This is a genomic window from Pseudomonas sp. NY5710 (assembly GCF_013305665.1).
In the GTDB taxonomy this organism is placed as follows: Bacteria; Pseudomonadota; Gammaproteobacteria; order Pseudomonadales; family Pseudomonadaceae; genus Aquipseudomonas; species Aquipseudomonas juntendi.
Map to the genome: position 1 here is coordinate 2,129,717 of NZ_CP045554.1, position 24,319 is coordinate 2,154,035.

23 protein-coding genes and 1 pseudogene are annotated in these 24,319 nt (G+C 63.2%); 9 read left to right on the forward strand and 15 right to left on the reverse strand.

Annotated features, from left to right (window positions below; translation table 11 throughout):
• Nucleotides 1-42: 42 nt before the first annotated feature.
• From GEV39_RS09595 to GEV39_RS09605, 3 genes are read right to left on the reverse strand one after another with little or no spacing between them, the layout of a single operon-like run.
• Nucleotides 43-627 carry a LysE family translocator gene (locus tag GEV39_RS09595; protein ID WP_173888523.1) on the reverse strand — a complete coding sequence of 195 codons (585 nt, stop codon included), beginning with the start codon at nucleotides 625-627 and terminating at the stop codon, nucleotides 43-45.
• 50 nt (nucleotides 628-677) lie between these two features.
• Nucleotides 678-1,508 carry an AraC family transcriptional regulator gene (locus GEV39_RS09600; protein ID WP_173888525.1) on the reverse strand — a complete coding sequence of 277 codons (831 nt, stop codon included), beginning with the start codon at nucleotides 1,506-1,508 and terminating at the stop codon, nucleotides 678-680.
• 48 nt (nucleotides 1,509-1,556) lie between these two features.
• Nucleotides 1,557-2,480: a LysR family transcriptional regulator gene (locus tag GEV39_RS09605; protein ID WP_173888527.1), complete on the reverse strand. Its 924-nt coding sequence runs from the start codon at nucleotides 2,478-2,480 to the stop codon at nucleotides 1,557-1,559.
• Between the two features lie 104 nt (nucleotides 2,481-2,584).
• Between GEV39_RS09605 and nfsB the strand changes: the two genes are divergently transcribed.
• Entirely contained in the window at nucleotides 2,585-3,238 is a 654-nt protein-coding gene (gene nfsB / locus GEV39_RS09610) for an oxygen-insensitive NAD(P)H nitroreductase (RefSeq protein ID WP_173888529.1), read from the forward strand.
• A 440-nt stretch (nucleotides 3,239-3,678) separates the two neighbouring features.
• Here nfsB and GEV39_RS09615 read toward each other — a convergent pair.
• The 3 genes and pseudogenes from GEV39_RS09615 to GEV39_RS09625 all read right to left on the reverse strand — a co-directional run bounded on the left by GEV39_RS09615 (nucleotide 3,679) and on the right by GEV39_RS09625 (nucleotide 7,406).
• Nucleotides 3,679-4,736: pseudogene (locus GEV39_RS09615) on the reverse strand (IS110 family RNA-guided transposase).
• Between the two features lie 378 nt (nucleotides 4,737-5,114).
• Nucleotides 5,115-6,269, reverse strand: coding sequence for a cysteine desulfurase family protein (locus GEV39_RS09620; RefSeq protein WP_173888531.1), 1,155 nt, complete (start codon nucleotides 6,267-6,269; stop codon nucleotides 5,115-5,117).
• Between the two features lie 210 nt (nucleotides 6,270-6,479).
• Nucleotides 6,480-7,406 carry a LysR family transcriptional regulator gene (locus GEV39_RS09625; RefSeq protein WP_054914004.1) on the reverse strand — a complete coding sequence of 309 codons (927 nt, stop codon included), beginning with the start codon at nucleotides 7,404-7,406 and terminating at the stop codon, nucleotides 6,480-6,482.
• 139 nt (nucleotides 7,407-7,545) lie between these two features.
• Between GEV39_RS09625 and GEV39_RS09630 the strand changes: the two genes are divergently transcribed.
• Nucleotides 7,546-8,775 (forward strand): acyl-CoA dehydrogenase, encoded by a 1,230-nt coding sequence (locus GEV39_RS09630; RefSeq protein WP_173888532.1) that lies wholly within the window; start codon nucleotides 7,546-7,548, stop codon nucleotides 8,773-8,775.
• Nucleotides 8,776-8,797: 22 nt separating this feature from the next.
• On the opposite strand, the gene GEV39_RS09635 is transcribed toward GEV39_RS09630, so the two are convergent.
• The 7 genes from GEV39_RS09635 to ribBA all read right to left on the reverse strand — a co-directional run bounded on the left by GEV39_RS09635 (nucleotide 8,798) and on the right by ribBA (nucleotide 17,069).
• Complete coding sequence (locus tag GEV39_RS09635; protein WP_173888534.1) at nucleotides 8,798-9,838, reverse strand: TerC family protein; 1,041 nt, start codon at nucleotides 9,836-9,838, stop codon at nucleotides 8,798-8,800.
• Between the two features lie 177 nt (nucleotides 9,839-10,015).
• Nucleotides 10,016-11,323, reverse strand: a complete 1,308-nt coding sequence (locus tag GEV39_RS09640; protein WP_173888536.1) for a substrate-binding domain-containing protein — start codon at nucleotides 11,321-11,323, stop codon at nucleotides 10,016-10,018.
• 352 nt (nucleotides 11,324-11,675) lie between these two features.
• Entirely contained in the window at nucleotides 11,676-12,824 is a 1,149-nt protein-coding gene (locus tag GEV39_RS09645; RefSeq protein WP_173888537.1) for an ABC transporter ATP-binding protein, read from the reverse strand.
• Nucleotides 12,825-12,841: 17 nt separating this feature from the next.
• Nucleotides 12,842-13,648 (reverse strand): ABC transporter permease, encoded by an 807-nt coding sequence (locus tag GEV39_RS09650; protein ID WP_173888539.1) that lies wholly within the window; start codon nucleotides 13,646-13,648, stop codon nucleotides 12,842-12,844.
• A 6-nt stretch (nucleotides 13,649-13,654) separates the two neighbouring features.
• Nucleotides 13,655-14,572 carry an ABC transporter permease gene (locus GEV39_RS09655; protein WP_173888541.1) on the reverse strand — a complete coding sequence of 306 codons (918 nt, stop codon included), beginning with the start codon at nucleotides 14,570-14,572 and terminating at the stop codon, nucleotides 13,655-13,657.
• A complete protein-coding gene (locus GEV39_RS09660) occupies nucleotides 14,569-15,594 on the reverse strand; it encodes an ABC transporter substrate-binding protein (protein WP_009686436.1) in 1,026 nt (341 codons plus the stop codon). The genes GEV39_RS09655 and GEV39_RS09660 overlap by 4 nt, the downstream gene beginning before the upstream one ends.
• Nucleotides 15,595-15,947: 353 nt before the next feature.
• On the reverse strand, nucleotides 15,948-17,069 hold the full coding sequence (ribBA, locus tag GEV39_RS09665; RefSeq protein WP_173888543.1) for a bifunctional 3,4-dihydroxy-2-butanone-4-phosphate synthase/GTP cyclohydrolase II: 1,122 nt from the start codon (nucleotides 17,067-17,069) through the stop codon (nucleotides 15,948-15,950).
• 77 nt (nucleotides 17,070-17,146) lie between these two features.
• Here ribBA and GEV39_RS09670 point away from each other — a divergent pair, with 77 nt between their 5' ends.
• Nucleotides 17,147-17,440 (forward strand): DUF1330 domain-containing protein, encoded by a 294-nt coding sequence (locus GEV39_RS09670; protein WP_110678535.1) that lies wholly within the window; start codon nucleotides 17,147-17,149, stop codon nucleotides 17,438-17,440.
• Nucleotides 17,441-17,504: 64 nt separating this feature from the next.
• On the opposite strand, the gene GEV39_RS09675 is transcribed toward GEV39_RS09670, so the two are convergent.
• Together GEV39_RS09675 and GEV39_RS09680 are read right to left on the reverse strand one after the other, a co-directional pair.
• Nucleotides 17,505-18,878, reverse strand: coding sequence for a hypothetical protein (locus GEV39_RS09675; RefSeq protein ID WP_173888545.1), 1,374 nt, complete (start codon nucleotides 18,876-18,878; stop codon nucleotides 17,505-17,507).
• A gap of 183 nt (nucleotides 18,879-19,061) precedes the next feature.
• Nucleotides 19,062-20,081, reverse strand: a complete 1,020-nt coding sequence (locus GEV39_RS09680; RefSeq protein WP_173888547.1) for an alpha/beta hydrolase — start codon at nucleotides 20,079-20,081, stop codon at nucleotides 19,062-19,064.
• 146 nt (nucleotides 20,082-20,227) lie between these two features.
• On the opposite strand from GEV39_RS09680, the gene GEV39_RS09685 reads away from it, so the two are divergent.
• From GEV39_RS09685 to GEV39_RS09710, 6 genes are all read left to right on the forward strand, one after another.
• Nucleotides 20,228-21,112, forward strand: coding sequence for a LysR family transcriptional regulator (locus GEV39_RS09685; protein WP_173888549.1), 885 nt, complete (start codon nucleotides 20,228-20,230; stop codon nucleotides 21,110-21,112).
• Nucleotides 21,113-21,178: 66 nt separating this feature from the next.
• Nucleotides 21,179-21,580 carry a hypothetical protein gene (locus GEV39_RS09690; RefSeq protein WP_054905046.1) on the forward strand — a complete coding sequence of 134 codons (402 nt, stop codon included), beginning with the start codon at nucleotides 21,179-21,181 and terminating at the stop codon, nucleotides 21,578-21,580.
• Between the two features lie 93 nt (nucleotides 21,581-21,673).
• Complete coding sequence (locus tag GEV39_RS09695; RefSeq protein WP_009686443.1) at nucleotides 21,674-21,895, forward strand: MbtH family protein; 222 nt, start codon at nucleotides 21,674-21,676, stop codon at nucleotides 21,893-21,895.
• Nucleotides 21,892-22,611 carry a thioesterase II family protein gene (locus GEV39_RS09700; RefSeq protein ID WP_173888551.1) on the forward strand — a complete coding sequence of 240 codons (720 nt, stop codon included), beginning with the start codon at nucleotides 21,892-21,894 and terminating at the stop codon, nucleotides 22,609-22,611. The genes GEV39_RS09695 and GEV39_RS09700 overlap by 4 nt, the downstream gene beginning before the upstream one ends.
• A 57-nt stretch (nucleotides 22,612-22,668) precedes the next feature.
• Entirely contained in the window at nucleotides 22,669-23,220 is a 552-nt protein-coding gene (locus GEV39_RS09705; RefSeq protein WP_173888553.1) for a hydrolase, read from the forward strand.
• A 23-nt stretch (nucleotides 23,221-23,243) separates the two neighbouring features.
• On the forward strand, nucleotides 23,244-24,299 hold the full coding sequence (locus GEV39_RS09710) for a DUF1615 domain-containing protein (protein WP_283246106.1): 1,056 nt from the start codon (nucleotides 23,244-23,246) through the stop codon (nucleotides 24,297-24,299).
• The last annotated feature ends 20 nt before the right edge of the window (nucleotides 24,300-24,319 follow it).

Here is a 24,319-nt window from a genome sequence, read left to right on the forward strand (position 1 = left end):
CTGCGATGGGCTGCAGGGGCAGCCCAAACCGGTGGGAGGGCGTCAGGCCAGCACCGCCGCCCATGCTGAAATCAGCAAAAGCCCCGCCAACAGTTGGTTGAACACCCGTAACCGCTGCGGCGCCTGCAACCAGCGGGCGCTGCCTGCCCCCAGTACCGCCCATGCCCCCATGCACGGCAGGGCAATCAGGCAGAACACCAACGCCAACTGCCATACCGGTAACCTGGGGGCGGCAAACACCCCCACCACCGCCACGGCCATCAACCACACTTTGGGGTTGACCGCCTGCAGCAAGGCGGCGCTGAGTGCGCTGAAGCCTTGAGCCGTACCTGCGTGCAGCGGTGCCCCGGCACTGCGCAGCATTTTCCACGCCAGCCCGCTCAACCACAGCGCTCCGGCCCAGCTCATCAGTGGCTGTGCCAGCGGGTGGCGCAGCAACAGCTCGCCCAGCCCCAGGCCCACCAGCAGCACAATCGTCGCTGCCGTGCAGCAGGCCGCCAGGATCGGCAACAGGCTGGCCCGCAGGCCCAGGCGGGCGCCGTGCGCCAGGATCAACAGGTTGGTTGGCCCCGGGCTGAGGCTGGCGACCAAAGCAAACAGGATGAAGGGCAGCATCGGCTGAGACATGTGGAACGCTCCAAAGCATCAAAGCCCCATGCTCGCTGTTGCCAGGCGCTTCAGTCTGGAAGGTTTGAGCAGCGCCTGCGGTAGTCGGCCGGTGTCAGCTGGTAGGCGCGGCGAAACCAGCGGCCCAGGTGGCTCTGGTCGGCAAAGCCCAAGGCCACGGCCACTTGCGCCGAGCTCTGGCCTTGGGCGAGCAGCCGCCGGGCACGGGTCAGGCGCAGTTGGATGAGGTAGGCATGAGGGGCAATACCGAAGGCGGCCTTGAACGCCCGGGTGAGGCGAAAACGGTCGATGCCGCAGGCCTGGGCCAGGTCGTCGAGGCCAATGTCGCGTTCCAGGTTGGCATGCAGGTAGTCCCGCGCGCGCTGCGCGCTCAGCGGTAGGCGCGGGTCGGGGTTGATGCGCCGGCGCCATTGCAGGTGGCAGGTCAGGCGGGCAAGCAGTTCGTCGGTGGCGGTTTGCCGGACGATGCGCAAGTCCTGGTCATGAACCGCGCGGAAGGCGAGGGCGGTGGCGCTTGCCAAACGCTGGTCATGGCAAAGGGTATCGGCAAAGCTCGGCAGGCTGCCGCCCGGCGCGTGCTCGAACAGCGACCGCAATTGCTGGTCGAGCCAGAGCGGGTCCAGGTACAACGTGGAGTAGGTGAAGCCTTCCTCGGTGGGGGCCAGGCCATCGTGAATATCGCCAGGCTCGAGCAGAAACACCTGCCCGGGTGTGCTGCGGTGGCGCACCCGGCGGCAATTGAACTGCTGCACGCCCTGTTCGGTGACACCCACCAGAAAGCTGTCGTGCCAGTGCGGGTCGTAGGCATGCCCGACAAAATGCGCCCGCACCGACTCGATGCCGGTGTCGGCGTCCTGCTTGAAGTCTATCCAGTTGCTCATGGGGGCATGCCGCCGGTTCAAAAGGCCACCCTAGCGTAACGGTTGAGGTCAGTCTGGAACAATTGTGCAGCCGCTGGCCAGTGCCGGTTCACGCAACGCCTCGAAGCGCTCGCGTAGCCACAGGTGCAATTGGGTCACCGCCGGGGTGAGCTGTTTACGATGCGGGCACACCAGCGTGACCGGGGTCGATTCGCCGGGCAGTTCGGGGAGAACGACCTCCAGTTCGCCGGTGGCTATGTTGGCGCTGACGTCCAGCCACGACTTGTACACGATGCCTTCACCCTGTACGGCCAAACGGCGGATGACGTCGGCGTCGTCGCTGACCAGCGGCCCGCGCACCTGCACGGTGCGGTTGCCCAGTTGCCATTTGTCGTAGACCCGGTTGTGCTGCATATACAACAGGCATGCATGCTGCTGCAGCGCATCGGGGGTGAGTGGGCGGCCGTGCCGGGCCAGGTAGTCGGGCGAGGCGACTAGCACCCGGCGGTTCCAGGCAGCCAGGGGCAGGGCGATGTAGTTGGCGTCCTGGTTGTGGCCATAGCGGATGGCCACGTCTACCGGGTCACGGTTGAGGTCGGCGATCTGGTCAGAGAGAAAGAAGCGCACCTGCAACGCCGGGTGCTCGCGGCGGAAGGCGCTGAGCCATGGCAACAGCATGTTGCGGCCCATGTCGGAGGGCGCCGACACCTGCAGCGTACCGCGCAGGGTATCAGGGTTACCATGCAGGTCCTCGTGGCCCTGGCGCAGGCTCTCCAGCACATTCAGTGCGGTCGGCAGGTAGCGCTCGCCCTCTGCGGTCAGGCGCAGGCTGCGGGTGGTGCGGGCGAACAGACGCACGTCCAGGTCGCGCTCCAGGCGCTTGATGGCCGCAGCCACCTGGCCAGGCAGCAAGCCCGCTTCGTGGGCAGCGGCGGTGAAGCTGCCCAGCACGCTGCTACGGGCGAACAGCTCAAGGTCTGCGATGCGCAGCATTTTCACTCCAGGGCCGAAAGTGTTGCTGCATTGTGCCGGTTTTTCTTTTCTGCAGGAAAGATAAGATGAGCGGCAAATTCACTGCTCATACCTGGAGTCGTTGCATGGATACCGTCTCGCTGGCCAAGCGCCGTTACACCACCAAAGCCTACGATGCCTCACGCCGTATTCCCCAGGCCACGGTCGATGCCCTGCTCGAGCAACTGCGCCACAGCCCGTCCTCGGTCAATTCCCAGCCTTGGCACTTCATCGTCGCCGACAGCGCCGAAGGCAAGGCCCGCCTGGCCCAGAGCACCTCGCAGGGCTATGCCTACAACACGCCGAAGCTGCTCGATGCTTCGCACGTGATCGTGTTCTGCACCCGTACCGAAATGACTGAAGCGCACCTGAACAGCGTGCTGGACCAGGAGGCCGCCGACGGGCGCTTCCGGGACGAACAGGCGCGCGCGGCGCAAAACCAGAGCCGCCGTCACTACGTTGACCTGCATCGCTTTGATCTGAAGGACGTGCAGCACTGGATGGAGAAGCAGACCTACCTGGCCCTGGGTACGGCGTTGCTGGGTGCTGCGGCACTGGGGCTGGATGCCACGCCCATCGAAGGTTTCGACAGCAAGCTGCTGGATGCAGAACTGGGCTTGCGCGAGCGGGGGTTCACCAGCGTGGTGATGCTCTGCCTGGGCTATCGCAGTGAGGCCGACTTCAATGCCGGCCTGGGCAAGTCGCGCTTGCCGGCATCGCAGGTATTCACCTTCCTGTAAGCGCGGCAGCCGGGTAATGCCAGGCAGTCAAGCCCTGGTGGCAGCCATTGGGCTGCTTTGCAGCCCATCGCCGGCAAGCCAGCTCCCACAGGGATCGCATCAGGGCTGACAGGTGTTTGTCAGAAGATATGCAGCGCCTGTGAGATCGAGCGGCGCCCGCGCGGCGCTTCGCGGGTAAACCCGCTCCTATGTATGGACTCGCCCACACTGTCTAGCTGCTTTTGAACATAGGAACCCGGTTGCATCTATGTATCAGGCCTATTCGAGGAAGCTTTTTGCTTCTGGCCACCATCGTGGTGAGCTCGCAGAGTGCCGTTTACATTGAGGCCACTAACAGGCCTGTAGGAGCGGAGGCATCAATCTGCGACGGTCTTACCAAGGGTCGATGTTCACTAGCAGGGGTTGGAGCGCTCAGCGCCCCGGTGGCATTACTCGGTTGGTCAGAGGCTCATAGCCGCCTCCGGCTTGCTGTTCGGTTTGCGTTGATAAACCTGATCGCTCTGCAACAGCGCCCAGATGATGCGCAGATTCCGATTAGCCAGTCTGATCGCCGCCTCCTTGCGTCCAAGGCGAGACAGCCAGCGTAAGAGGCGGCGATCGTCTGGCTGATCGGAATCAGGCTTTAGCTGACTCAAGACAGCATGCGCGCCCTGAATCATCAGGCTGCGTATGTAGCCATCACCTCGTTTGCTCATCCTGCCCAATCTGACCTTGTTTCCGCTGCTGTGCTGGTCGGGCACGATGCCGAAGAAGGCTGAATACATTCGGCCACTGGCGAAACGGCTGGGCTCTGTCTGCTTCGCGACAATCGCGGTGGCGGTGATGGCGCGACGCCACGAATGGTGATCAGTCTCTGCGCAACCTTGTCCTCGCGAGCTGTCGCTTCCAGCCGCTTACTCAACCGGGCGATGCGCTCACCCAGGGACAGCCAGTCAGCCAACAGCTCATCGAGCAGCTCGCGCAACAAGTCTGGCAAAGGCAAAGAAGCATCCTCCAGGCACCGCGGCACTTGCTTGATGATCGCTGCATCGCCCTGCGGCATGGATACGCCGTGCTCAAGCAGCAAGCCACGCATCTGATTACCCAAGGCTGTATGCCGCTTGATGCTGCCGCGCCGAACACGGTGCAGGGCCTGGATGGCCAATGCTGCGGTGCTCTTGATGGGTATCGCCGCGATGCTGCTATCTCGGCCGGCACGCAAAATGGCATGGGTGTCGTTGCGGTCGTTCTTTGCACCGCTGCGGTGTTCGGCAACGCGCTGCGCAGGAAGAATACGCACTGAGTTACCTTGGGTCTGCAACAGCCTTGCCCAGGCTTGTGCACCAGGGCCGCACTCCATCAAGACGGCCACTGTGGAGGGCAATCTGATCAGGAAATCGTGGAAAGCTTGCCGCGATTTAATGCGATCTTCGTAGATAACCCTGCCAGTAGCATCCTCACCTGCCAATTGAAAGACCTGTTTGGCCAGGTCGATCGCAATGGTGGTGCAAGATTCCACATCAGTGGAAGACAGAGAAGCTTGCTTGGAGCTATGCTTTTTCATGGTCTCGCCCTCGCTGCCGTTGGCTTCTTCGAACGCCACCGTGGCACTGTGATGCCTCGGCGGGGGCGAGTCCATCGATTACATTTGTTTCGGGCCAGTATTGCCTGTGCCGGACGCGCGCGACCGCCTTGTTTTTACGACGCGATATCGTGGTGGGCGCCAAGGCGTTCGCGCGCAAATCCCCCAGGCATAATTGGCCCGAAACAAACGTAGGAGCGGGTTTACCCGCGAAGCGCCGCGCGGGCGGCGCTCGATCTCACAGACGCTGAAGATGCTGCGGCTACCCTTGCCAGAAACCATAGAATCTCCCACAGGGGCCGCGCAAAAGGCGGGTTACCACAAGGCTGCCGACGCCGCAGCCAGTACCCTGGCAAACACCTCCAGCGCCTTGTCGATCTCAGCGTCGGTGCTGAAACGGCCGATGCTCAGGCGCACGCTGTTGCGCGCCTGGTGCTCATTCAGCCCCAGCGCCAGCAGCACGTGGGAGGCCGTGTTGCTCGCCGAGTTGCACGCCGAGGTGGTGGACAACGCCAGTTCGCTGGCCAGCGCCGCACTGTTGAAGCCCGGGCTGTCGATGCACAGGTTCAGGGTGTGCGGGATGCGTTGCGTGGCGCAGCCATTGAGGCTGACCCCGGGCAACTTCAGCAAACCTTCCAGCAGCCGCGTGGCCAGCTGCGCAAGGCGCAGGTACTCGCTGTCGTCGGGCTGCCCGGCCAGGGCGAAAGCACTGCCCATCCCGGCAATCTGATGGGTGGCCAAGGTCCCGGAACGCAGGCCCAGCTCATGGCCACCGCCGTGGATCTGTGCGCGCAGTACCGGGCGCGCCCGAGGCCCGACGTACAGGGCGCCGATGCCTTTGGGGCCATAGACCTTGTGCGCCGAGAACGACATCAGGTCGACAGCCATCGCGTTCAGGTCGATCGCCAGTTTGCCCACTGCCTGTGCGGCATCCACGTGCAACAGGGCGCCATGGGCGCGAACGCACTCGCCAATGGCGGCAACGTCGGTGACCGTGCCCAGTTCATTGTTGACGGCCATCAGCGATACCAGTCGGGTATCGGTGCGCAACGCGGCTTGTACGGCCGCGGGCTGGATCAGGCCACGGGCATCAGGCGCCAGGCGCGTGACCGCCCAGCCCTGGCGCTCCAGTTCGGCTACGGTGTCGAGTACGGCTTTGTGTTCCAGCAGGCTGGTGACCAGGTGCCCGGGTGGGGCGAAGCCGTTGGCAACACCTTTGAGCGCCAGGTTGTTCGACTCGGTGGCGCCAGAGGTCCATACCAGCGCTTCGGCTGAAGCGCCGATGCGCTCGGCCACTTGCTGTCGGGCCTGCTCCACCACACTGCGGGCGGCCTGGCCGTAGGCATGGCCACTGGAGGCCGGGTTGCCGAAGTTGGCCTGGCGGCCCAGGCAGGCGAGCATGGTTTCCACCACCCGGTCATCGACCGGGGTAGTGGCGGCGTAATCGAAATACAGCGGGGCGTTAGGCATCGGGGCATGTCCATGTCTGTCGCCGTGGGTTAGGCGATCGTTGGCATCAGCCTATCGTTTGTCGGAAAGATGCTTTTCGCTTCCCGCTGCACTATTTGCGGCCTATAGGTGTGTCTGTTCTACTTGAATAATTTTTTGGAGAATATTTTCCTCGATCCTTCCCTTCGCACAGCATATCGTGATGCGCCTCGACCGCGTTCAGAGTGTGTGTCAGGCGGGTTCAAGCGCTTTTTCTTCATCGGCGACTACACGTTGGCACAGTTCGGTGATCTGCTCGCGCATCCAGCGGTTGGCCGGGTCCTGGTCGGTGCTTTCGTGCCAGTACAGGTGAGTTTCCAGGGCCGGGACCTCCACCGGCAGCGGGTGGTAGCGCAGCTGATGACGGCGAGCGAAACGCTCCGGGACGGTCATCGCCATGTCGGTCTGCTGCAACACTTGCGAGGCCATCAGGTAGTGCTGCGAGCGCAGGGCGACCTTGCGCTGCACGCCCATCTTGCCCAAGGCCAGGTCGACATACCCCAGGCCGTTGCGGCGGCTGGAAATGTGGATGTGGGTCATGCCCAGGTAGCTGTCGAGGGTCAGTTTGCTGTCCGCCAGCGGGTGGCCCTGGCGCAGGGCACAGACGTAGCGGTCCTGCATCAGCTTCACGTGGCGGACCTGGGGGTCGGTGTTCAACGGTGCGTCGATGGCGAAATCCAGGCGGCCGGCGGCCAGCTCCTTGGTGGTTTCACGGCGCTTGCACAGGAAACTCTCGATCAGCACCGCCGGCGCCAGGCGGCGCAGCCTCTGGAACAGGGGCGGCAGAATGACCGCTTCGGTCAGGTCGGTCATGCTGATACGGAAGGTTTTGTTGGCCTGTTGCGGGTTGAAAATGCGGCTTTCCTGTACGGACGTGCGCAGCAGCGCCAGGGCGTTGCGCACCGGGCCGATGATGTTCTGCGCCATGGGCGTGGGCACCATGCCTTGCGCAGTGCGCACGAACAGCGGGTCGTTGAAGGTTTCGCGCAGGCGCGACAGGGCGTTGGACACTGCCGGCTGGGTGATGCCGACGATCTGCCCGGCGCGGGTGAGGTTAGCTTCGGTGTAGATCGCATCGAACACGATGAACAGGTTGAGGTCGACCTTGCTGAGGTTCATGGGCGCCGCTCTTTGTTGGAGTTATCCGCCGATCATATATCGGTTATGAATGTTCATACACGCGGAAAATAGACTAGGTGGATCGGGGCGCGCTGCTCTAGGCTCTGGCCATGTTCTTCGAACCGTGAAGGTAAGCCCGATGGATTTCGCCTATTCGCCCAAGGTCCAGGCACTGCGCGAGCGTGTCACCGCGTTCATGGATGCTTATGTCTACCCCGCCGAGGCGGTGTTCGACCGCCAGGTCGCCGAGGGCGACCGCTGGCAGCCCACCGCGATTATGGAAGAGCTCAAGGCCAAGGCCCGCACCGAGGGGCTGTGGAACCTGTTTCTGCCCGAGTCGGAGTACGGCGCTGGGCTGAGCAACCTGGAGTACGCGCCGCTGGCCGAAATCATGGGCCGCTCACTGCTCGGCCCGGAGCCGTTCAACTGCTCGGCCCCGGATACCGGCAACATGGAGGTGCTGGTGCGCTACGGCAGCCAGGCGCAGAAACGCCAGTGGCTGGAGCCGCTACTGCGGGGCGAGATTCGCTCCTCCTTCGCCATGACCGAACCGGACGTGGCCTCCTCGGACGCTACCAACATGGCCGCGACCGCGGTGCGTGACGGTGACGAGTGGGTGATCAATGGCCGCAAATGGTGGACGTCGGGTGCGTGCGACCCGCGCTGCAAGGTGATGATCTTCATGGGCCTGTCCAATCCCGAAGGCCCGCGTCACCAGCAGCACTCGATGATATTGGTGCCAACCGATACGCCTGGCGTGAAGATTGTTCGCCCGCTGCCGGTATTCGGCTACGACGATGCACCGCATGGCCACGCCGAGGTGCTGTTCGAGAACGTAAGGGTGCCTTACGAAAACGTGATCCTCGGCGAGGGCCGCGGCTTCGAGATCGCCCAGGGGCGCCTGGGCCCTGGGCGTATCCACCACTGTATGCGTTCGGTCGGCATGGCCGAACGGGCGCTGGAACTGATGTGCAAGCGCTCGGTTGCGCGCACCGCCTTCGGCAAGCCTTTGGCACGCCTGGGGGGCAATGTCGACAAGATTGCCGATTCGCGCATGGAAATCGACATGGCCCGGCTACTCACGCTCAAAGCGGCGTACATGATGGACACGGCCGGCAACAAGGTCGCGCGCAGCGAGATCGCGCAGATCAAGGTGGTGGCGCCGAACGTGGCGCTGAAGGTGATCGACCGGGCGATCCAGCTGCATGGCGGGGCAGGGGTGAGCGGCGATTTCCCGCTGGCGTACATGTACGCCATGCAGCGCACCCTGCGCCTGGCCGACGGGCCCGATGAAGTGCACCGGGCGGCGATCGGCAAGTATGAGATTGGCAAGTATGTGCCGGCAGAGATGTTGCGCAGCGGGGGGTGAGGCAGGCTGATGCTCGTCAGGCCTACCCTTTGTGGCCTGCATTGGCTTGGGGCGTAGCGTGTTCCGGCGGCGGATCCACGACAGTCGCCTCTTGCCCCCGCGTCTTGATCAGCGAAACCACCACCCCACCCAGCAACAACCCGAACGTCACACCCAACGACAGCAACGCCGGCACCTTGCCGACCATGCCATGGTAGAAGATCTTGCAGCCGATGAAGATCAACACCAGCGCCAATGCGTACTTGAGGTATACGAACCGGTGCATCAACGCCGACAACGCAAAGTACAGTGAGCGCAGGCCAAGAATGGCAAAGATGTTCGAGGTGTAGACAATGAACGGGTCCTGGGTGATGGCGAAGATCGCGGGTACGCTGTCCACGGCAAACACCAGGTCGGCCAGTTCGATCAGCACCAGCGCCAGGAACAACGGCGTTGCATGGCGCAGGGCCTTGTTCTGCCCCGGGGGTGTCTGGTGGACAAAGAAGTGCGAGCCATGAATTTCGTCGGTCACCCGCAGGTGCCGGCGTACGAACTTGAGGATTGGGTTATTGGCCAGGTCTGGATGGCTGTCTTCTTTGGACAGCGCCATCTTCACCCCGGTGAACAGCAGGAAGGCCCCGAAGACGTACAGCACCCAGGCGAAGTTCTGCACCAGCGCTGCGCCCACGCCGATCATGATCGCGCGCAGGATCACCACCCCGAGGATGCCCCAGAACAGCACGCGGTGCTGGTAACGGCGGGGGATGGCGAAATAGCTGAAAATCATGGCCATGACGAACACGTTGTCCATCGACAGTGATTGCTCGACCAGCAAGCCGGTGTAGAACTCCAGCGCCGATTGCGCGCCTAGCTGGAACCAGACCCAGCCGCCGAACAGCACGCCGATGCTGAAGTAGCCGGAGTACAACAGTAGGCTCTCGCGCATGCCTATTTCACGTTCGTGGCGGTGCAGCACGCCGAGGTCGAGTACCAGCAGGCCGATGACGATGGCCATGAACATCAGCCACAACCAGATGCTGGTACCGAGGAACGGGGTGGTGAGAAACGCCTGTAGAGCTGTCATGAGCCCTCCTTGAATGTCGACGTTGCGTGGCAACAGTGATCCGACATCACGGCGTGGCAGCCGTCAGAGGGGCCCGGTATCACATAGGCTTGAGGCTAGACCTGTTTGCCTGCGCTGCCGAACCCGGAGCTGTTACATTTGTTTGCCAGGCGGCCGTGAACAGCAGCACCCTGTGGCTCAGTACACCCATACCTCCACACGCTGGTTGTGCAGCCGCCCTTGCTCACGTTCGTTGTCGGCCACAGGCAATTCAGCGCCCATGCCGGTCACCTGCAGCACTTCGACGCCGTTACGTGCCAACTGGCGGCGCACCGCCTGCGCCCGCAAGCGCGACAGCAGCGCAGCGCGGCCTGGGGTCAGCTTGGGGTCGCCGAAGCCAACCAGCACTGTCTTGCCCTGTAGCTTGCCGGCCTGGTGCAGGTAATCTGCGACCCGTTGCACATCACGCAGGGCCTTGTTGTCGAGGTTGGCGCTGCCTGCCTGAAAGCGAAAGTTCACGCTCAGCCGTTGTGCCTGCCTGGCCAGGCTGCGGTAGCGCGGCGGCATGCCTGCCTGTGGTGGCACTGGCAGGGCCTGTATCTGCTGCGAAACGAACCCCTGCTGGGCGACGATGGCCTGGCCTGCCGGGCTTTGGGCGAAGTCCGCCAGGGTCTTGGCGCGTGGTTTGGGGTTGGCCGGCAGATAGAAGTACAAGCGCCGCGACAGGGGGTAGTCCTCGCTGGCTACCAGGGCCCGCTCCGGCAGCATGGCTGGGGCGTCCCCTTCAGCCACCGCCAGCACCTTGGCCCCGTGAATTGCGGCCAGGCTACTGAAGCCAATGGCCTGGCGGTCGGTGCTCACCCGTGCAGCCAGTTCGTCACTGGATTCGAAGCGCCGGGCCTGGGCTGACAGTGCCGCGTGCTGCGGCTCCAGTACCAGTGCCTTGAAGGTTTCAAAGGTGCCGGAGCGGTCGTCACGGGCGTACAGGTGAATAGCCCCGCCGGAAATGCCCAATTCTTCCCACCGCTGGATCTGGCCAGAGAAAATCTGCGCCAGTTGCCCTGTGCTGAGCTGCGGCAGCGGGTTGTCGGGGTGGACAATGACCGCCACGCCATCCAGGCCAATGACTTGCTCGGAAGCGGTAGCACGCAGGTCGCCCAACGCTCGTAACTGGAGTGCTTCGTTGTCGTTGATCGGCCGTGAGGCGGCGGCCAGGTCGGCCTCGCCCTCAACCAGGGCGGTGAAGCCGGTGCTGGAGCCGTGGGCAGCGATGTCGATGCGCACCGGTTGGCCCTGCGTGTCCCGGGCCGTGATCACGGTTTCGTTGGGCCGCTTGCCGGCTTGCCGTTGGATCGCGCTGGCTTGCTGCGCACGCAGTTGGCCCTCCACCAGCGCCGGCAGCAGGGCTGCGCCGATGGTATTGGAGCCTTGCACACGCAAATGAACGGGTTTGGCCACGGTGGCCAGTGGTAGCACGGTGAGCAGTAGCACAAGCAGGCGCGGCATGCCGGGTGGCCCTCTGGCATAGAGTTGGCCGGCAGATTACGACAGGGGCGTGATGATAATGTGACAGTCAATGGGATTGAGGCTGTCAAGGCTGCTGTGCAGCCCATCGCCGGCAAGCCGGCTCCCACACGATAGCAATGTTCTCAAGACCTGTGCTGTACGTTGTGGGAGATTCTATGGTTTCTGGCAAGGGTAGCCGCAGTATCTTCAGCGCCTGTGAGATCGAGCGCCGCCCGCGCGGCGCTCGATCTCACAGGCGCTGCATATCTTCTGACAAACACCTGCCAGCCCTGATGCGATCCCTGTGGGAGCCGGCTTGCCGGCGATGGGCCGCAAGGCGGCCCTGGCGGTCTCAATGCGCGCCGGCCGATTTGCTCAGGTCGCTCTCGGCCCATTCGGTGTAGATGCAGGCATCAGCCACTGCCCAGCGCACCTTCACGTTATCCCCTGGCTGCATCGGCATACCCGCTGCAGACAGCGCCTTGACCGTCAGTTCGGTACCGCCAGCAGTCACCACATGGCAGGTTTGGCTTTCCCCCAAAAACAGTACCTCGCCAACCTTGGCGCTGACCTCGTTCCAGCCAGCCGGCAGCGGCTGGCGCGCGGCTTGTTCGGCAGTCAGGGCCAGGGCTTTTTCCGGGCGGACCATGATCAGTGCATCCTGCGAGGCTGCCAGCCCCGGGGTCAGGCGGATGGCCACCGGCTGGCCTTCAAAGCTGGCTGCGCCGTTGCTGCTGGCCTTGATCCGCAAGAAGTTGGAGTTGCCCAGGAATGACGCCACAAAAGCATTCGGTGGGTTCTGGTACAGGTCGTAGCCGGTGCCCAGGCCAACGATCTTGCCGTGGCTGAAAATGGCAATGCGCTGCGACAGGCGCATGGCCTCTTCCTGGTCGTGGGTCACGTAGACAATGGTGATGCCGAGGCGGCGGTGCAGTTGACGCAGCTCGTCCTGCAGGTCTTCACGCAGCTTCTTGTCCAAGGCCCCGAGCGGCTCGTCCATCAGCAGAATGCGTGGCTCGTACACCAACGCGCGGGCAATCGCCACACGTTGCTGCTGGCCGCCGGACATCTGCGACGGCTTGCGGTGGGCGAACTGTTCCAGTTGCACCAGCTTGAGCATGGCATCGACACGCTTGCTGGTTTCGCCCGCATTGAGTTTGCGAATGGCCAGCGGAAAGGCGATGTTGTCGCGCACGTTCAGGTGCGGGAACAACGAGTAACGCTGGAACACCATGCCGATATCACGCTTGTGCGGCGGCACGTTGACCAGCGATTGGCCGTCGACCAGGATCTCGCCGCTGCTCGGCGTTTCGAAGCCGGCCAGCATCGACAGGGTGGTGGACTTGCCCGAGCCGCTGGAACCGAGGAAGGTCAGAAACTCGCCGTCCTGGATCTCCAGGTCGAGGTTGTCCACGGCGGTGAAGTCGCCGTAGTGCTTGTTCAGGCCGCGCAGGCTGACCAGGGTCTTGCCGTGCGCGTTGTCTTTGATCACTGCACTCATTGTTGTTATCTCCGCGCTCAGGCGTTTTCGGTGCGCCGGCGCAAGGCGGCGGCAATGAACATGACCAGCAGCGAAAGGCCGATCAGCAAGGTCGAGGCCACGGCGATCACCGGGCTCAGGTCCTGGCGCAGGGTGGTCCACATTTTCACTGGCAAGGTCTGCAGGTCGGGGCTGGCCATCATCACACTCAGGACCACCTCGTCCCAGGACACCAGGAACGCGAACAGGCCCCCGGCAATCATCCCCGGGCGAATGGCCGGGAAGGTGACCTTGAAGATCGCCTGCAGGCGCGACGCGCCGCAGATCACGGCGGCATCCTCGATCGACTGGTCGAACAGCTTCAGCGAGTTGATGATCGAAATGATGGTGAAGGGTAGGGCGACGATCACATGGCTGACCACGAACGCGAACAGCGTGCCGGTATAGCCCAGCTTGAGGAACAGCGCGTACACCGACACCGCAATGATCACCAGCGGTACGATCATTGGCATGGTGAACAGCCCGTACAGCAGTTCACGGCCCGGGAAGCGGCCACGCACCAGGGCGAAAGCGCTGGGTAAACCCAGCAGCACCGCTGCAACGGTGGTAAGCACGGCCACCTTGAAGCTGGCCAGTGCAGCCTCCATCCACTCAGGGTTGGAAAAGAACTGGCCGTACCACTTGAGGGTCCAGCCGGGCGGCGGGAATACCAGCCACTGCGACGAACCGAACGACAGCAACACGATGAACACTACCGGCAGCAGCAGGAAGGCTGCGATCACCCCGGTGGTCAGGTACAGGCCTGTGCGCAGCGGGCGGCCCATGGCATTGGGGGAAAGGAGCATGGCGGTTTACCTCGGGTTGCCAACCGGGGACTCCGGCTGCAGCTTCAGGTACAGGTAGAAGAGCACCAGGGTGATCAACACCAGCAGTGCGGCGGCGGCGCTGGCCAGGCCCCAGTTGAGGAACGACTGCACCTGCTGGATGATGAATTCCGGCAGCATCATGTTCTGCGCCCCACCCAGCAGTGCCGGGGTGACGTAGTAACCGAGCGACATCACGAACACCATCAGCGCCCCGGAGAACAGCCCCGAGCGGCACAGTGGCAGGAACACCTTCCAGAAGTTGGTCCACGGGCTGGCGCCACAGATCGAGCCTGCCTGCAGCACCATCGGATCAATGGCGTGCATGGTCGCCTGCAGCGGCAGCACGATGAACGGGATCATGATGTAGCTCATGCCGATCACGACACCGGTCAGGTTGTGCACCATCTCCAGCGGGGCATCGATAATGCCCATGGCCATCAACGCCTTGTTGATTACCCCCGAACTCTGCAGCAGCACCAGCCACGAGTAGGTGCGTGCCAGCAGGCTGGTCCACATCGACAGCAGCACGATGTTCAGCAGCCAGCGGCCCCAGCCTTTGGGCACCAGGGTGATGGCCCACGCCAGCGGGAACCCCAGCAGCACGCTGATCAGGGTGACCACACCGGCCACCGAGAAGGTGTTGAACAGCACCCGTGCGTAAGCCGAGTTGGCGAACAGCTGCTCATAGTTGCCCAGCCCGGGCGTTGGCTCCAGTACCCCGCGCAGCAACAGGCCGATCAGCGGGGCGAAGAAGAACAGACCCAGGAACAGCAAGGCCGGCAGCAGGTTACGGCTGCCTTTCCAGCGCTGGCTCAGGCTGACACGGCGCGGTACGGTGCCCGGAGCGCCGGCCCCTGTGGGGGCACCTTGCGCGTTATGCAGGGCGTTGATGGCGACTTTCATTTGACCAACCACTCATTCCAGCGCGCGGCGATGGCCTGGCCGTTCTTGGCCCAGTAAGCGAAGTCGAGGGTGACCTGGTCCTGGGCATGGGCGGTAGGCAGGTTGGGTGCAAGGTCCTTGTCCAGTTTCGCCACGCTGTCGACGTTGACCGGCGCGTAGGCGGTCTTGTTGGCGAACTCGGCCTGGCCTTCGGCGCTGCTGGCGTTGGCCAGAAACTTCATGGCCGCGTCCTTGTTCTTGGCGCCTTTGGGGATGACCAGGAAATCGGCCATGACCAGGTTCTGCTTCCAGCTCACACCCACCGGGGCACCGTCTTGCTGCAGGGCGTAGACGCGACCGTTCCAGAACTGGCCCAGCGCAGCTTCACCAGAGGCCAGCAATTGCTGCGACTGAGCACCACCGCCCCACCAGACGATGTCTTTCTTGATGGTGTCGAGCTTTTTGAAGGCGCGGTCCAGGTCCAGCGGGTAGAGCTTGTCGGGGGCTACACCGTCGGCCAGCAGGGCCAGTTCCAGCACGCCTGGGCTGGGCCATTTGTACAAGGCGCGTTTGCCAGGGTAGGTCTTGGTGTCGAACAGCGCCGCCCAGTCGACAGGCTTATTGGCACCGAGCTTGCCTTCGTTGTAACCGAGCACGAAGGAGAAGAAGAACGAGCCGACACCGTGGTCGGACACAAAGCGTGGGTCGATCTTGTCGCGCTTGATCTGGGTGAAGTCGAGGGGTTCGAGCAAGCCTTCGCTGGCGGCGCGCAGGGCAAAGTCGGCTTCCACGTCAACCACGTCCCATTGCACGTTACCGCTCTCGACCATGGCCTTGAGCTTGCCGTAGTCGGTCGGGCCGTCCTGGACTACCTTGATGTCGGTCGCTTTGGTGAAGGGAACGGCCCACGCTTCTTTCTGGGCGTCCTGGGTAGTCCCGCCCCAGCTGACGAAGTTGAGGCTGTCGGCGGCTTGGGCGGCCTGACATGCCAGGGTCAGCAGGCTGGCGGACAGCACTGCGGTTACACGTTTGCTCAACAGCATGGTTACGCCCTCGTTGCTTTTGTTATTCGAGGCGGGGCTTTTGGTGCGCCCGCCAATAGTGTTCGGGGAGCAGCTAAAACAAAGTGTTGGTGGCCATTTGGCGATGTGGACGCCGGCGTGCAGATTTAAGGTCTACGGGATATCATATTATGGTATTCCAAACTTTTGGCAAGAGGTATGAGGCGACCGGCCATCACTCTATGCTCTGCGTGCTTGCGTGAACCTCTGTAGGAGCGGCCTTGCGTCGCGAAAGGGCCGCAAAGCGGCCCCAACAATTCATCTGTCAACGCTGAGAACCTGGGGACGCTATGCGGCCCTTTCGCGACGCAAGGCCGCTCCTACAAGGCATTGCGTCAGCCCATACGTCCTGGCTCAAATGGAATGCTCTGCACCACCTCCAGCTCATAACCCGCCAGCCCCGCATATTTAAGCGGCGGCCCCAGGTGGCGCAGCTTGCCGACCCCCAGGTCCTGCAGAATCTGCGCCCCGGTGCCCACTTCCGAGTACACCTTCGACTGCCCGCGCTGGTAAGGCCGCACCGGTTGGGTCAGCTGTGGTACCCGCTCCAGTAATGCCTGTGAGGATTCATGGTTGGCCAGGACCACCACCACGCCGCTGCCTTCCTCGGCCACCTTCTGCAGTGCGGCCCACAGGGTCCAGTTGGCGGGGCCGGCGTATTCGGCGCCGACCAGGTCGCGCAGGGGGTCGATCACATGCACCCTGACCAGGGTTGGCTGCTCGCGACGGATATCGCCCATTACCATGGCCATGTGCACGCCACCTTCGATGCGGTCTTCATAGGTGACCAGGCGGAAGGTGCCATGCACGGTCGGCAGTTCCCGTTCGCCGATGCGCTTGATGGTCTGCTCGGTGCTAAGGCGGTAGTGGATCAGGTCGGCGATGGTGCCGATCTTGATGCCATGCCGTGCAGCGAACACCTCAAGGTCGGGGCGGCGCGCCATGGTGCCGTCGTCGTTGAGCACTTCGACGATCACCGAGGCCGGGCTGAAGCCGGCTAAGCGCGCAAGGTCGCAACCCGCTTCGGTGTGGCCGGCGCGGGTCAGTACGCCGCCTTCGCGGGCACGAAGGGGGAATATATGGCCGGGTTGGACCAGGTCTTCGGGGCGGGCCGTGGGGGCCATGGCCGCGGCCACTGTACGTGCCCGGTCGGCGGCAGAGATGCCGGTAGTGACGCCCGTGGCAGCTTCGATCGACACGGTGAACGCGGTGCTGAACACACTGCCGTTGGCCGGTACCATCTGCTCCAGCCCCAGGCGTTGGCAGTGATCGTCGGTCAGGGTCAGGCAAATCAGGCCCCGCGCTTCGCGGGCCATGAAGTTGATGGCCTGAGCGTCGCAACGCTCGGCGGCGATCAGCAGGTCGCCTTCGTTTTCTCGATCCTCGTCATCCACCAGCAGGACCATTTTGCCTTGCCGGTAGTCCTCGAGAAGTTCCTCGATGGTGTTGAAAGCCATGTTGCACGCTCGCTGTGGTGGTGTCATTTTTATGGTATACCATCATACACAAGTATCGGCTAATCAGGAGAAGGCGCATGAAGGCCTATTGGATCGCCCATGTGGACGTGACCGACCCCGAGCAGTACCAGCAATACACCCAACGCGCCCCGGCTGCCTTCCAGGCGTTCGGTGGCCGCTTTCTGGCCCGTGGCGGGCGCAGCGAGGCGCTGGAAGGGCGGCCCACACCTCAGCGTAGCGTGGTGATCGAATTCGATTCCTACGCGCAGGCGGTGGCGTGTTACCGGTCTGAGCTGTACCAGGAGGCGTGCAGCCATCGCCAAGGGGTAGCGAAGGCCGACGTGATCATCGTTGAAGGGGTGGGGCCGTGAGTGTTGGTTGATGCCCCTGACGCCGGCGAGCCGGCGATAGGGCTACTACTGGCAAAACAGAGGCTCAAGGCGCTTGCGTAACGTGCACGTTGTCGATGACCATGCGCGGATTTTCGCCGTCTTCAACCATGTGAAGGTGCAGTATTTCAGGGCCGTTCACCGTTAGCTCATCGGACCCATAATGCATACCTTCACGGTCACTCAGCCGTTTGTGGTTGTCCGTGAAGGTGAGATCTCTGGTACATAGATCACTGCACCCCCAGTCGTAACTTACGCGGCGGGTACCTGTGCCAGGCAGCAGAATTTCGGTTGAACCGTCGAACGTAAGATGTTTTGCCTTTATGGCGCTTCCATCGCCGCTGTGCGAATCGTCGCTGATCCCACCCGTGCCATGTAGTTTGAATGTCGTCTGGTCAACCTTGAATTCCTTGCGGTCACCGACCTGCTCGGACTCGAAATCGACCTCCGAAGTCACGATGGGGCGACCTACCGCTTGGTCTTGCTCATCGTAGCTTAGCTGCATAACCTGATCCTTCGCCGTGGGCAGCTTGATTCGGATTACAGGCACCGCCTGGCCATACGCTGCGTGATACCGGAACTGGTCGAACTGCGCCAGCAAGCCAGCCTGCGTCTGACCCTCGACATAGAAAAATGCGAAAACAGGCAAGTCGGCGCCCACGCCGACTTGCCAGGCAGGGAGCAAAATCTCGTTGTAGCCCATCCACGCATCTGCGCTCAAACCTGCCCTGACTTTTATCGGCATCTCGAACCATCGGGCCTTCATGTTCGCGGGTGCTTCGCGAAGGTCCCACCCGCAGACTCTTGATTTTCTGATGTCATCTTCGCTGTACGTTGCCAACCACGCTTCGGCATCCTTCACGCCGACCTTCTGGCACGCATCCGTGGTGCTCTCAAACCCATCATGCGGGCCGCACCCCTGCGCGGTTTCGCGGTTGTCCGTGCCACCATCGATGGGGAAGGTGCACAGTACTTCGAGCTCGCGCAGCTTGCCGTGCGGGATGGCCTGCAGAGGCGGGAACAAATAACCATTGAAGCGTTCCGCCGCCCTGCCGAAGTTGGTATCGCGGCGCACCCAGGAAAACGCTATGGCGCCTTTATCCAAGTGCTTGCGGCTCGGGTCCCAAGGTAGCGATTCTGGGATGAAACCGGTGGCACGCATTTCAAAACCGCTGCACAGGTAGCTGGGTTTGTCAGGCCCACCACAGTCTTCGGTGACCGAGTCGTACCAGACTTTCAGTTGCGTAACCGCCTGTTCACCCCGCTTGTTCAATTCGATCAACTGCTGTGACTTGGCTGTTGCGCTTGTGAGTGCCTGAGTCTGCGCGGGCGGACGGGCAGGCAGCACAGAGGACGTGTGCGACACGCAACCGATCAAACTTGCCAGGGTTAGAAGCGACAGGGCTATTCGTGTCCACATTGGCGAGCACCTTTTTCTGAGTGGAGTAGCACAGCCGCACGCATAGCTATCGTGGGCTTTGGTGCAATTTGCGCACAGGAAAAAAGTGGCGGCTACTGGCAGTTCTATCAGCATTCGGGCCAAGCCCAGGTGACCGAGCGCCAACATCTCGATTGGTCCTGGGCAGGTCTTCCGGTCATGGGCTCAGTTCAGATGCGCTTTGAGTTCAGCGCCTGCCTGGCGCATAGCCGCCTTGACCGCCGGTACCTGGCTCAGCGGGTTGAGCAACCCATAGTCATGGATCATGCCGTTGTAGCGCACCGAGGTCACGGGCACCCCGGCGGCAGTGAGCTTGCGGGCATAGGCCTCACCTTCATCACGCAGTACGTCGAACTCGGCTGTTTGCACCAGCGCTGGCGGCAAGCCTTGCAACTGTTCGGTGGTGGCCCGCAGAGGCGCGGCGTAGATCTGTTCCCGCGCCTTGGCATCCGTGGTGTAGTTGTCCCAGAACCACTTCATCATGCCGGTGGTCAGGAAGTGCCCTTCGGCAAACTGTTTGTACGAAGCGGTTTCGAAGCTGGCGTCCGTCACCGGCCACAGCAACAGCTGGAAGCGCAGGGCCGGGGTGCCAGCCTCTTTGGCCTTCAGCGCCACGACCGCTGCCATGTTGCCGCCGACGCTGTTGCCAGCCACGGCCAGGCGCTTGCCATCCACGCCGATCTGCTGGCCGTGCTCGGCCACCCAGCGGGTCGCGGCATAGGCCTGGTTGATCGCGGTCGGGTAGTGCGCCTCCGGCGACGGGGTGTAGTCGACATAGACCGCCACTGCCCCAGAGCCAACCACCAGGTCACGGATCAGCCGCTGGTGGGTCGGGAAGTCGCCGAGCACCCAGCCGCCGCCGTGGAAGAACATGAATACCGGCAACGCCCCTTTGACATGGGCCGGGCGAACCACCTGCAGCTTGATCGACTGGCCGTCCGCCTCGATGGTGCGTTCCTTCACCTCGACCCCGGAGAGGTCAACCTTGACCGAGGCCTGGGCGCCGGTCAGCACCGCGCGGGCATCTTTCGGGCTGAGTTGCTCCAGTGGCTTGCCGCCACCTTGCTCCAGGGCTTCGAGGAAGGCCTGGGTGTGTTGCTCGACGCCTGGGCTTCCCGCAGCGAACGCGCTGGAAACGGACAGCGCCAGAAGCGAGGCGGTCAGTGTTGTGTGGACAATGTTCATGGGCGAATCCTTTTCTGTGCAAGTGTCGGGAATGGGCGTCTTGTCTGGCCTGCTGGGCCATCGTTGCGACCTGTGCGTAGATTAGGCAGGTGCGTTCGTGGGAAAAAGCCGCTATAAAGCGTTTAACTGTCACCAAGAGCGAGACAATGAACCCCTACGAAGACATGCGAATCTTTGCCCAGGTGATGGAGGCCGGCAGTTTTACCGCCGCCGCCGACCGCCTGGGGATGTCCAAGCAATCGGTGAGCCGGCGCCTGATGCAACTCGAAGAGCGCCTGGGCGTGCGCCTGCTCAACCGCTCCACGCGGCGCCTGGATGCCACGCCGCTGGGCCGGCACTACTACCAGGCGGCTTTGCGCTTGCTGGGTGAAGTGCAGCAGGTGGAGCACGACATCAGCGGCCAGGCCCAGGCCTTGCGCGGCACCTTGCGCCTTAGCGCGCCGTTGTCGTTCGCCATGGCGCACCTGGGCTGTTTGCTGACCGAGTTTTTGCAGTTGCATGCGCAGGTGGATGTGGAGGTGGACCTCAGTGATCGGGCGGTGGATCTGATCGGCGAAGGCTATGACCTGGCGTTGCGGATTGGCGGGCTGGAGGACTCCAGCCTGATCGCCCGGCGCATCGCCGATGTGCAGCGGGTGTACTGCGCGAGCCCGGGCTACCTGGCGGCGCGCGGTGTGCCGGCCAAGCCGGAAGACCTGGCCGGGCATGACTGCCTGCCGTATGGGCATTCGCGGCAGGTGCAGTGGCAGTTTCGGCAGGCTGGCAAGGCCCAGGCGATTCAGGTGGCCGGGCGCATGCGCGCGAACAATGGTGAAATCCTCAGGGATGCGGCGATTGCCGGCATGGGGGTGACTTACCTGCCGACTTTCATCGTTGGGCAAGCGCTGGCCGATGGGCGCCTGGTCACGGTGCTGGATGACTGGCGGCCGCCGGCATTACAGCTGTCGGCGGTGTACCCGCAGCACCGGCAGGTGGCGCGGCCGGTGCAGGGGTTCGTGAACTTCCTGCGCGAGCGCTTGCTGCAGCTGTAAAGCCACGGCACGTGCGATAAAAGACCGCTTCTACAAGCACCCGCAAAAACTGGCTATGCTTGCCTCATGACCAGCTCTCCACCGTTGCGCCAGCCTTGCCCCCCTGGCGCCTGCATTTGTGGCCGCGAACAACTGGCCGACCACCCGCAGACCGCCCAGCGCATCCTCCTGCTGACCCGCCAGGAAGAAAAGCGCCTGCTCGACCGCCTGGAAAACCTGAAGGACCTTGAAGACTTGCAGCGGTTACAACAACGCCTGTTCGACAATCTCGGCATTCGCGTGCACATTGCCCCGGGCTTCAATGAAGTGCGGACCATGCGCGGCATCGTCATCGAACTGGATAACCAGCCCGGGCTATGCCGCAAAACCCGGCAGGCGATCCCGGCGGCGATCCGGCGCGGGCTGGAGCGCAATCCCGAGGTTGCGTTCCGCCTGCTCGATACCCACGACCTGCTGCGCGATGCATGAGATGAAGTTAATTTTCCGCCGCCTTGCTACGTCTACTTGAAAGCCCCCTGCGCCAGTGCGCGCAGCGGTTTTCATCATTCAAGGAGGCAGGCAATGACTTCTGTATTCGACCGCGAAGATATCCAGTTCCAGGTAGTGGTCAACCATGAAGAGCAATACTCGATCTGGCCCGATTACAAAGCCATCCCCAACGGCTGGCGTGCAGTGGGCAAAAGCGGCCTGAAAAAGGAATGCCTGGCGTATATCGACGAGGTGTGGACCGACATGCGCCCCCTCAGCCTGCGCCAGAAAATGGCCGAAGCCGCCCCCCAGTGACCGCACTGAACCTGCTGTGCCTGCCGTACTCGGGGGCCAGCGCCATGGTCTACAGCCGCTGGCGGCGCAAGCTGCCGTCGTGGGTGCAGGTACACCCGGTGGAGCTGCCCGGGCGCGGCGCCCGCATGGCCGAGCCGCTGCACACCGACATGCAGGCGCTGGCCCGGCAACTGGCCAGCGAGCAGCGCCTGGCCGCCAATGCACCCTACGCGTTGCTGGGCCACAGCCTGGGTGCCTTGCTGGCCTTCGAGCTGGCGCATGAGCTGCAAGCGCTTGGCTGCCCGGCGCCGCTGGCGTTGTTCGCCTGCGGCACGGCGGCCCCGACCCGGCGCGAAGATTACGATGGCCGGCACTGGCGCGAGCCCAAAACCGACGCCGAGCTGATCAGCGAGCTGCGTGAGCTGCAAGGCACGCCCGAGGAAGTGTTGGCCAATGCCGAGTTGATGAGCCTGACCTTGCCGACCCTGCGCGCCGATTTCCTGCTGTGCGGCACCTACGCCTACCGTCAGCGGCCGGCCCTGAGCTGCCCGCTGCATGTGCTGGGCGGCATTGAGGACCGGGCCAATGACGAGCAACTGCGGGCCTGGGGCAAAGAAACCCACGGCGAGTTTTCGTTGCAGATGTTCCCCGGCGGGCACTTCTTCATCCACGAGCATGAAGACCGTGTGCTCGACGCCCTCACTGCCTCGCTGCAACCGTTGCGCCTGTCCGCCTGATTGACGTCACCGCTTGCCTGGGGGAGGCTAGGCCTTTTCCCAGGCAAGGGGCAGAGCATGCTGATCAATCCACACAAGGCCACGCTGCTGGTCGTCGACATCCAGGAAAAGCTCATCGGCGCCATGAGCGACGCCGAAGGCACCCGGGCGCGGGCCCGCTGGCTGCTGGCGGCGACCGCCGAGCTGGAGCTGCCGGTGGTGATTTCAGAACAGTACCCCAAGGGCCTGGGCCATACCCTGGCCGAGTTGCTGGTGGCGGCACCGGCCGCCCAGGTGGTGGAGAAAAGCCATTTTTCCTGCGTTGCCGCCCAATGCTTGCCCGACAGCCTGATGGCCCGCGAACAGGTGATCGTGTGTGGCATGGAAACCCATGTCTGCGTGCTGCAGACCGTGCTCGGCCTGCTGGCGCTGGGCAAGCAGGTGTTCGTGGTCGAAGATGCCTGTGACAGCCGCACGGCGGCCAGCAAGGCGGCGGGCCTGGCGCGCATGCGCGAAGCCGGTGCGCAGGTAGTGACCCGGGAAATGGTGCTGTTCGAGCTGATGGGGAGTGCGGCGCATCCGTTGTTCCGCCACATCAGCAAGACCTACCTGGTCGGTGAACAGCCCTGAACGGCCGGTTATGGGCGGCAGGCATGATGGCCCTGGCACTGCTGCAAGGTTGCGCCGGGCGCCGCGAAGAAGTGCCCGAAGCGGACCCTGCCAAGGTTCGCGCCCAACTGCTGCGGTTGCTACCCACGCAAGCCCGCGACCGCGAGGGCTGGGCCAAGGACATCCAGGTGGCCTTCGAGGCCCAGCGCATCACCCCCAGCAAGAGCAACCTGTGTGCCGTGTTGGCGGTCACCGAGCAGGAGTCGACCTTCACGGCCGACCCACAGGTGCCCAACCTGGGGCGTATCGCCCGTGAAGAAATCGACCGCCGCGCCGCGCGCCTGCACATCCCCAGGCTGCTGATCGATGGTGCGTTGAAAACGCCGTCTGGCAACGGCCAAAGCTACCAGCAGCGGCTACAGGCAGTGCGCAGCGAGAAACAGTTGAGCGAACTGTACGACGAGGTCATTGCTCGCCTACCGTTGGGCAGGACCTTGCTTGGCGGGCTGAATCCGGTGCATACCGGCGGGCCGATGCAGGTCAGCATCGACTTTGCCGAACAGCATGCGGAGGGGTACCCCTACAGCCATGACGGCAGCATTCGCCAGGAGGTGTTCAGCCGGCGCGGTGGCATGTATTTCGGTATCGCGCACTTGCTGGGTTACCCGGCCAGCTACGAACGCCCGCTCTACCGCTTCGCCGATTTCAATGCGGGTTGGTACGCCAGCCGCAATGCGGCGTTTCAAGCGGCGCTGAGCAAGGTCACGGGTGTGCGGTTGGCGCTGGACGGCGACCTGATCGCACCGGGGTCGATCATGCCGGGCGCGACCGAAACGGCGGCGCGCAAAGTGGGCGGGAAGCTGGGGCTGCGCAACCCGCAGATTCGCCGCCAACTGGAGGACGGCGACAGCCTGGTGTTCGAGGCCAGCAAGCTGTACGCCGGGGTATTCGCCCTGGCCGACGCCGCCGCTGGCAAGCCGCTACCGCGAGCGGTGCTGCCGGGAATCGAACTGAAGAGCCCGAAGATTACCCGCAAGCTGACCACGGCGTGGTTTGCAGGGCGGGTGGACGAGCGTTATCAACGGTGCATGAAGCGCTAGCGCCTCCAGAATTTGCGAGG

What these genes read in the sequence shown, in the direction of transcription:
- GEV39_RS09595 (WP_173888523.1), bottom strand. Translation starts at nt 627, where the DNA reads ATGTCTCAGCCGATGCTGCCCTTCATCCTGTTTGCTTTGGTCGCCAGC.
- GEV39_RS09600 (WP_173888525.1), bottom strand. Translation starts at nt 1,508, where the DNA reads ATGAGCAACTGGATAGACTTCAAGCAGGACGCCGACACCGGCATCGAG.
- GEV39_RS09605 (WP_173888527.1), bottom strand. Translation starts at nt 2,480, where the DNA reads ATGCTGCGCATCGCAGACCTTGAGCTGTTCGCCCGTAGCAGCGTGCTG.
- nfsB (WP_173888529.1), top strand. Translation starts at nt 2,585, where the DNA reads ATGGATACCGTCTCGCTGGCCAAGCGCCGTTACACCACCAAAGCCTAC.
- GEV39_RS09620 (WP_173888531.1), bottom strand. Translation starts at nt 6,269, where the DNA reads ATGCCTAACGCCCCGCTGTATTTCGATTACGCCGCCACTACCCCGGTC.
- GEV39_RS09625 (WP_054914004.1), bottom strand. Translation starts at nt 7,406, where the DNA reads ATGAACCTCAGCAAGGTCGACCTCAACCTGTTCATCGTGTTCGATGCG.
- GEV39_RS09630 (WP_173888532.1), top strand. Translation starts at nt 7,546, where the DNA reads ATGGATTTCGCCTATTCGCCCAAGGTCCAGGCACTGCGCGAGCGTGTC.
- GEV39_RS09635 (WP_173888534.1), bottom strand. Translation starts at nt 9,838, where the DNA reads ATGACAGCTCTACAGGCGTTTCTCACCACCCCGTTCCTCGGTACCAGC.
- GEV39_RS09640 (WP_173888536.1), bottom strand. Translation starts at nt 11,323, where the DNA reads ATGCCGCGCCTGCTTGTGCTACTGCTCACCGTGCTACCACTGGCCACC.
- GEV39_RS09645 (WP_173888537.1), bottom strand. Translation starts at nt 12,824, where the DNA reads ATGAGTGCAGTGATCAAAGACAACGCGCACGGCAAGACCCTGGTCAGC.
- GEV39_RS09650 (WP_173888539.1), bottom strand. Translation starts at nt 13,648, where the DNA reads ATGCTCCTTTCCCCCAATGCCATGGGCCGCCCGCTGCGCACAGGCCTG.
- GEV39_RS09655 (WP_173888541.1), bottom strand. Translation starts at nt 14,572, where the DNA reads ATGAAAGTCGCCATCAACGCCCTGCATAACGCGCAAGGTGCCCCCACA.
- GEV39_RS09660 (WP_009686436.1), bottom strand. Translation starts at nt 15,594, where the DNA reads ATGCTGTTGAGCAAACGTGTAACCGCAGTGCTGTCCGCCAGCCTGCTG.
- ribBA (WP_173888543.1), bottom strand. Translation starts at nt 17,069, where the DNA reads ATGGCTTTCAACACCATCGAGGAACTTCTCGAGGACTACCGGCAAGGC.
- GEV39_RS09670 (WP_110678535.1), top strand. Translation starts at nt 17,147, where the DNA reads ATGAAGGCCTATTGGATCGCCCATGTGGACGTGACCGACCCCGAGCAG.
- GEV39_RS09675 (WP_173888545.1), bottom strand. Translation starts at nt 18,878, where the DNA reads ATGTGGACACGAATAGCCCTGTCGCTTCTAACCCTGGCAAGTTTGATC.
- GEV39_RS09680 (WP_173888547.1), bottom strand. Translation starts at nt 20,081, where the DNA reads ATGAACATTGTCCACACAACACTGACCGCCTCGCTTCTGGCGCTGTCC.
- GEV39_RS09685 (WP_173888549.1), top strand. Translation starts at nt 20,228, where the DNA reads ATGAACCCCTACGAAGACATGCGAATCTTTGCCCAGGTGATGGAGGCC.
- GEV39_RS09690 (WP_054905046.1), top strand. Translation starts at nt 21,179, where the DNA reads ATGACCAGCTCTCCACCGTTGCGCCAGCCTTGCCCCCCTGGCGCCTGC.
- GEV39_RS09695 (WP_009686443.1), top strand. Translation starts at nt 21,674, where the DNA reads ATGACTTCTGTATTCGACCGCGAAGATATCCAGTTCCAGGTAGTGGTC.
- GEV39_RS09705 (WP_173888553.1), top strand. Translation starts at nt 22,669, where the DNA reads ATGCTGATCAATCCACACAAGGCCACGCTGCTGGTCGTCGACATCCAG.
- GEV39_RS09710 (WP_283246106.1), top strand. Translation starts at nt 23,244, where the DNA reads ATGATGGCCCTGGCACTGCTGCAAGGTTGCGCCGGGCGCCGCGAAGAA.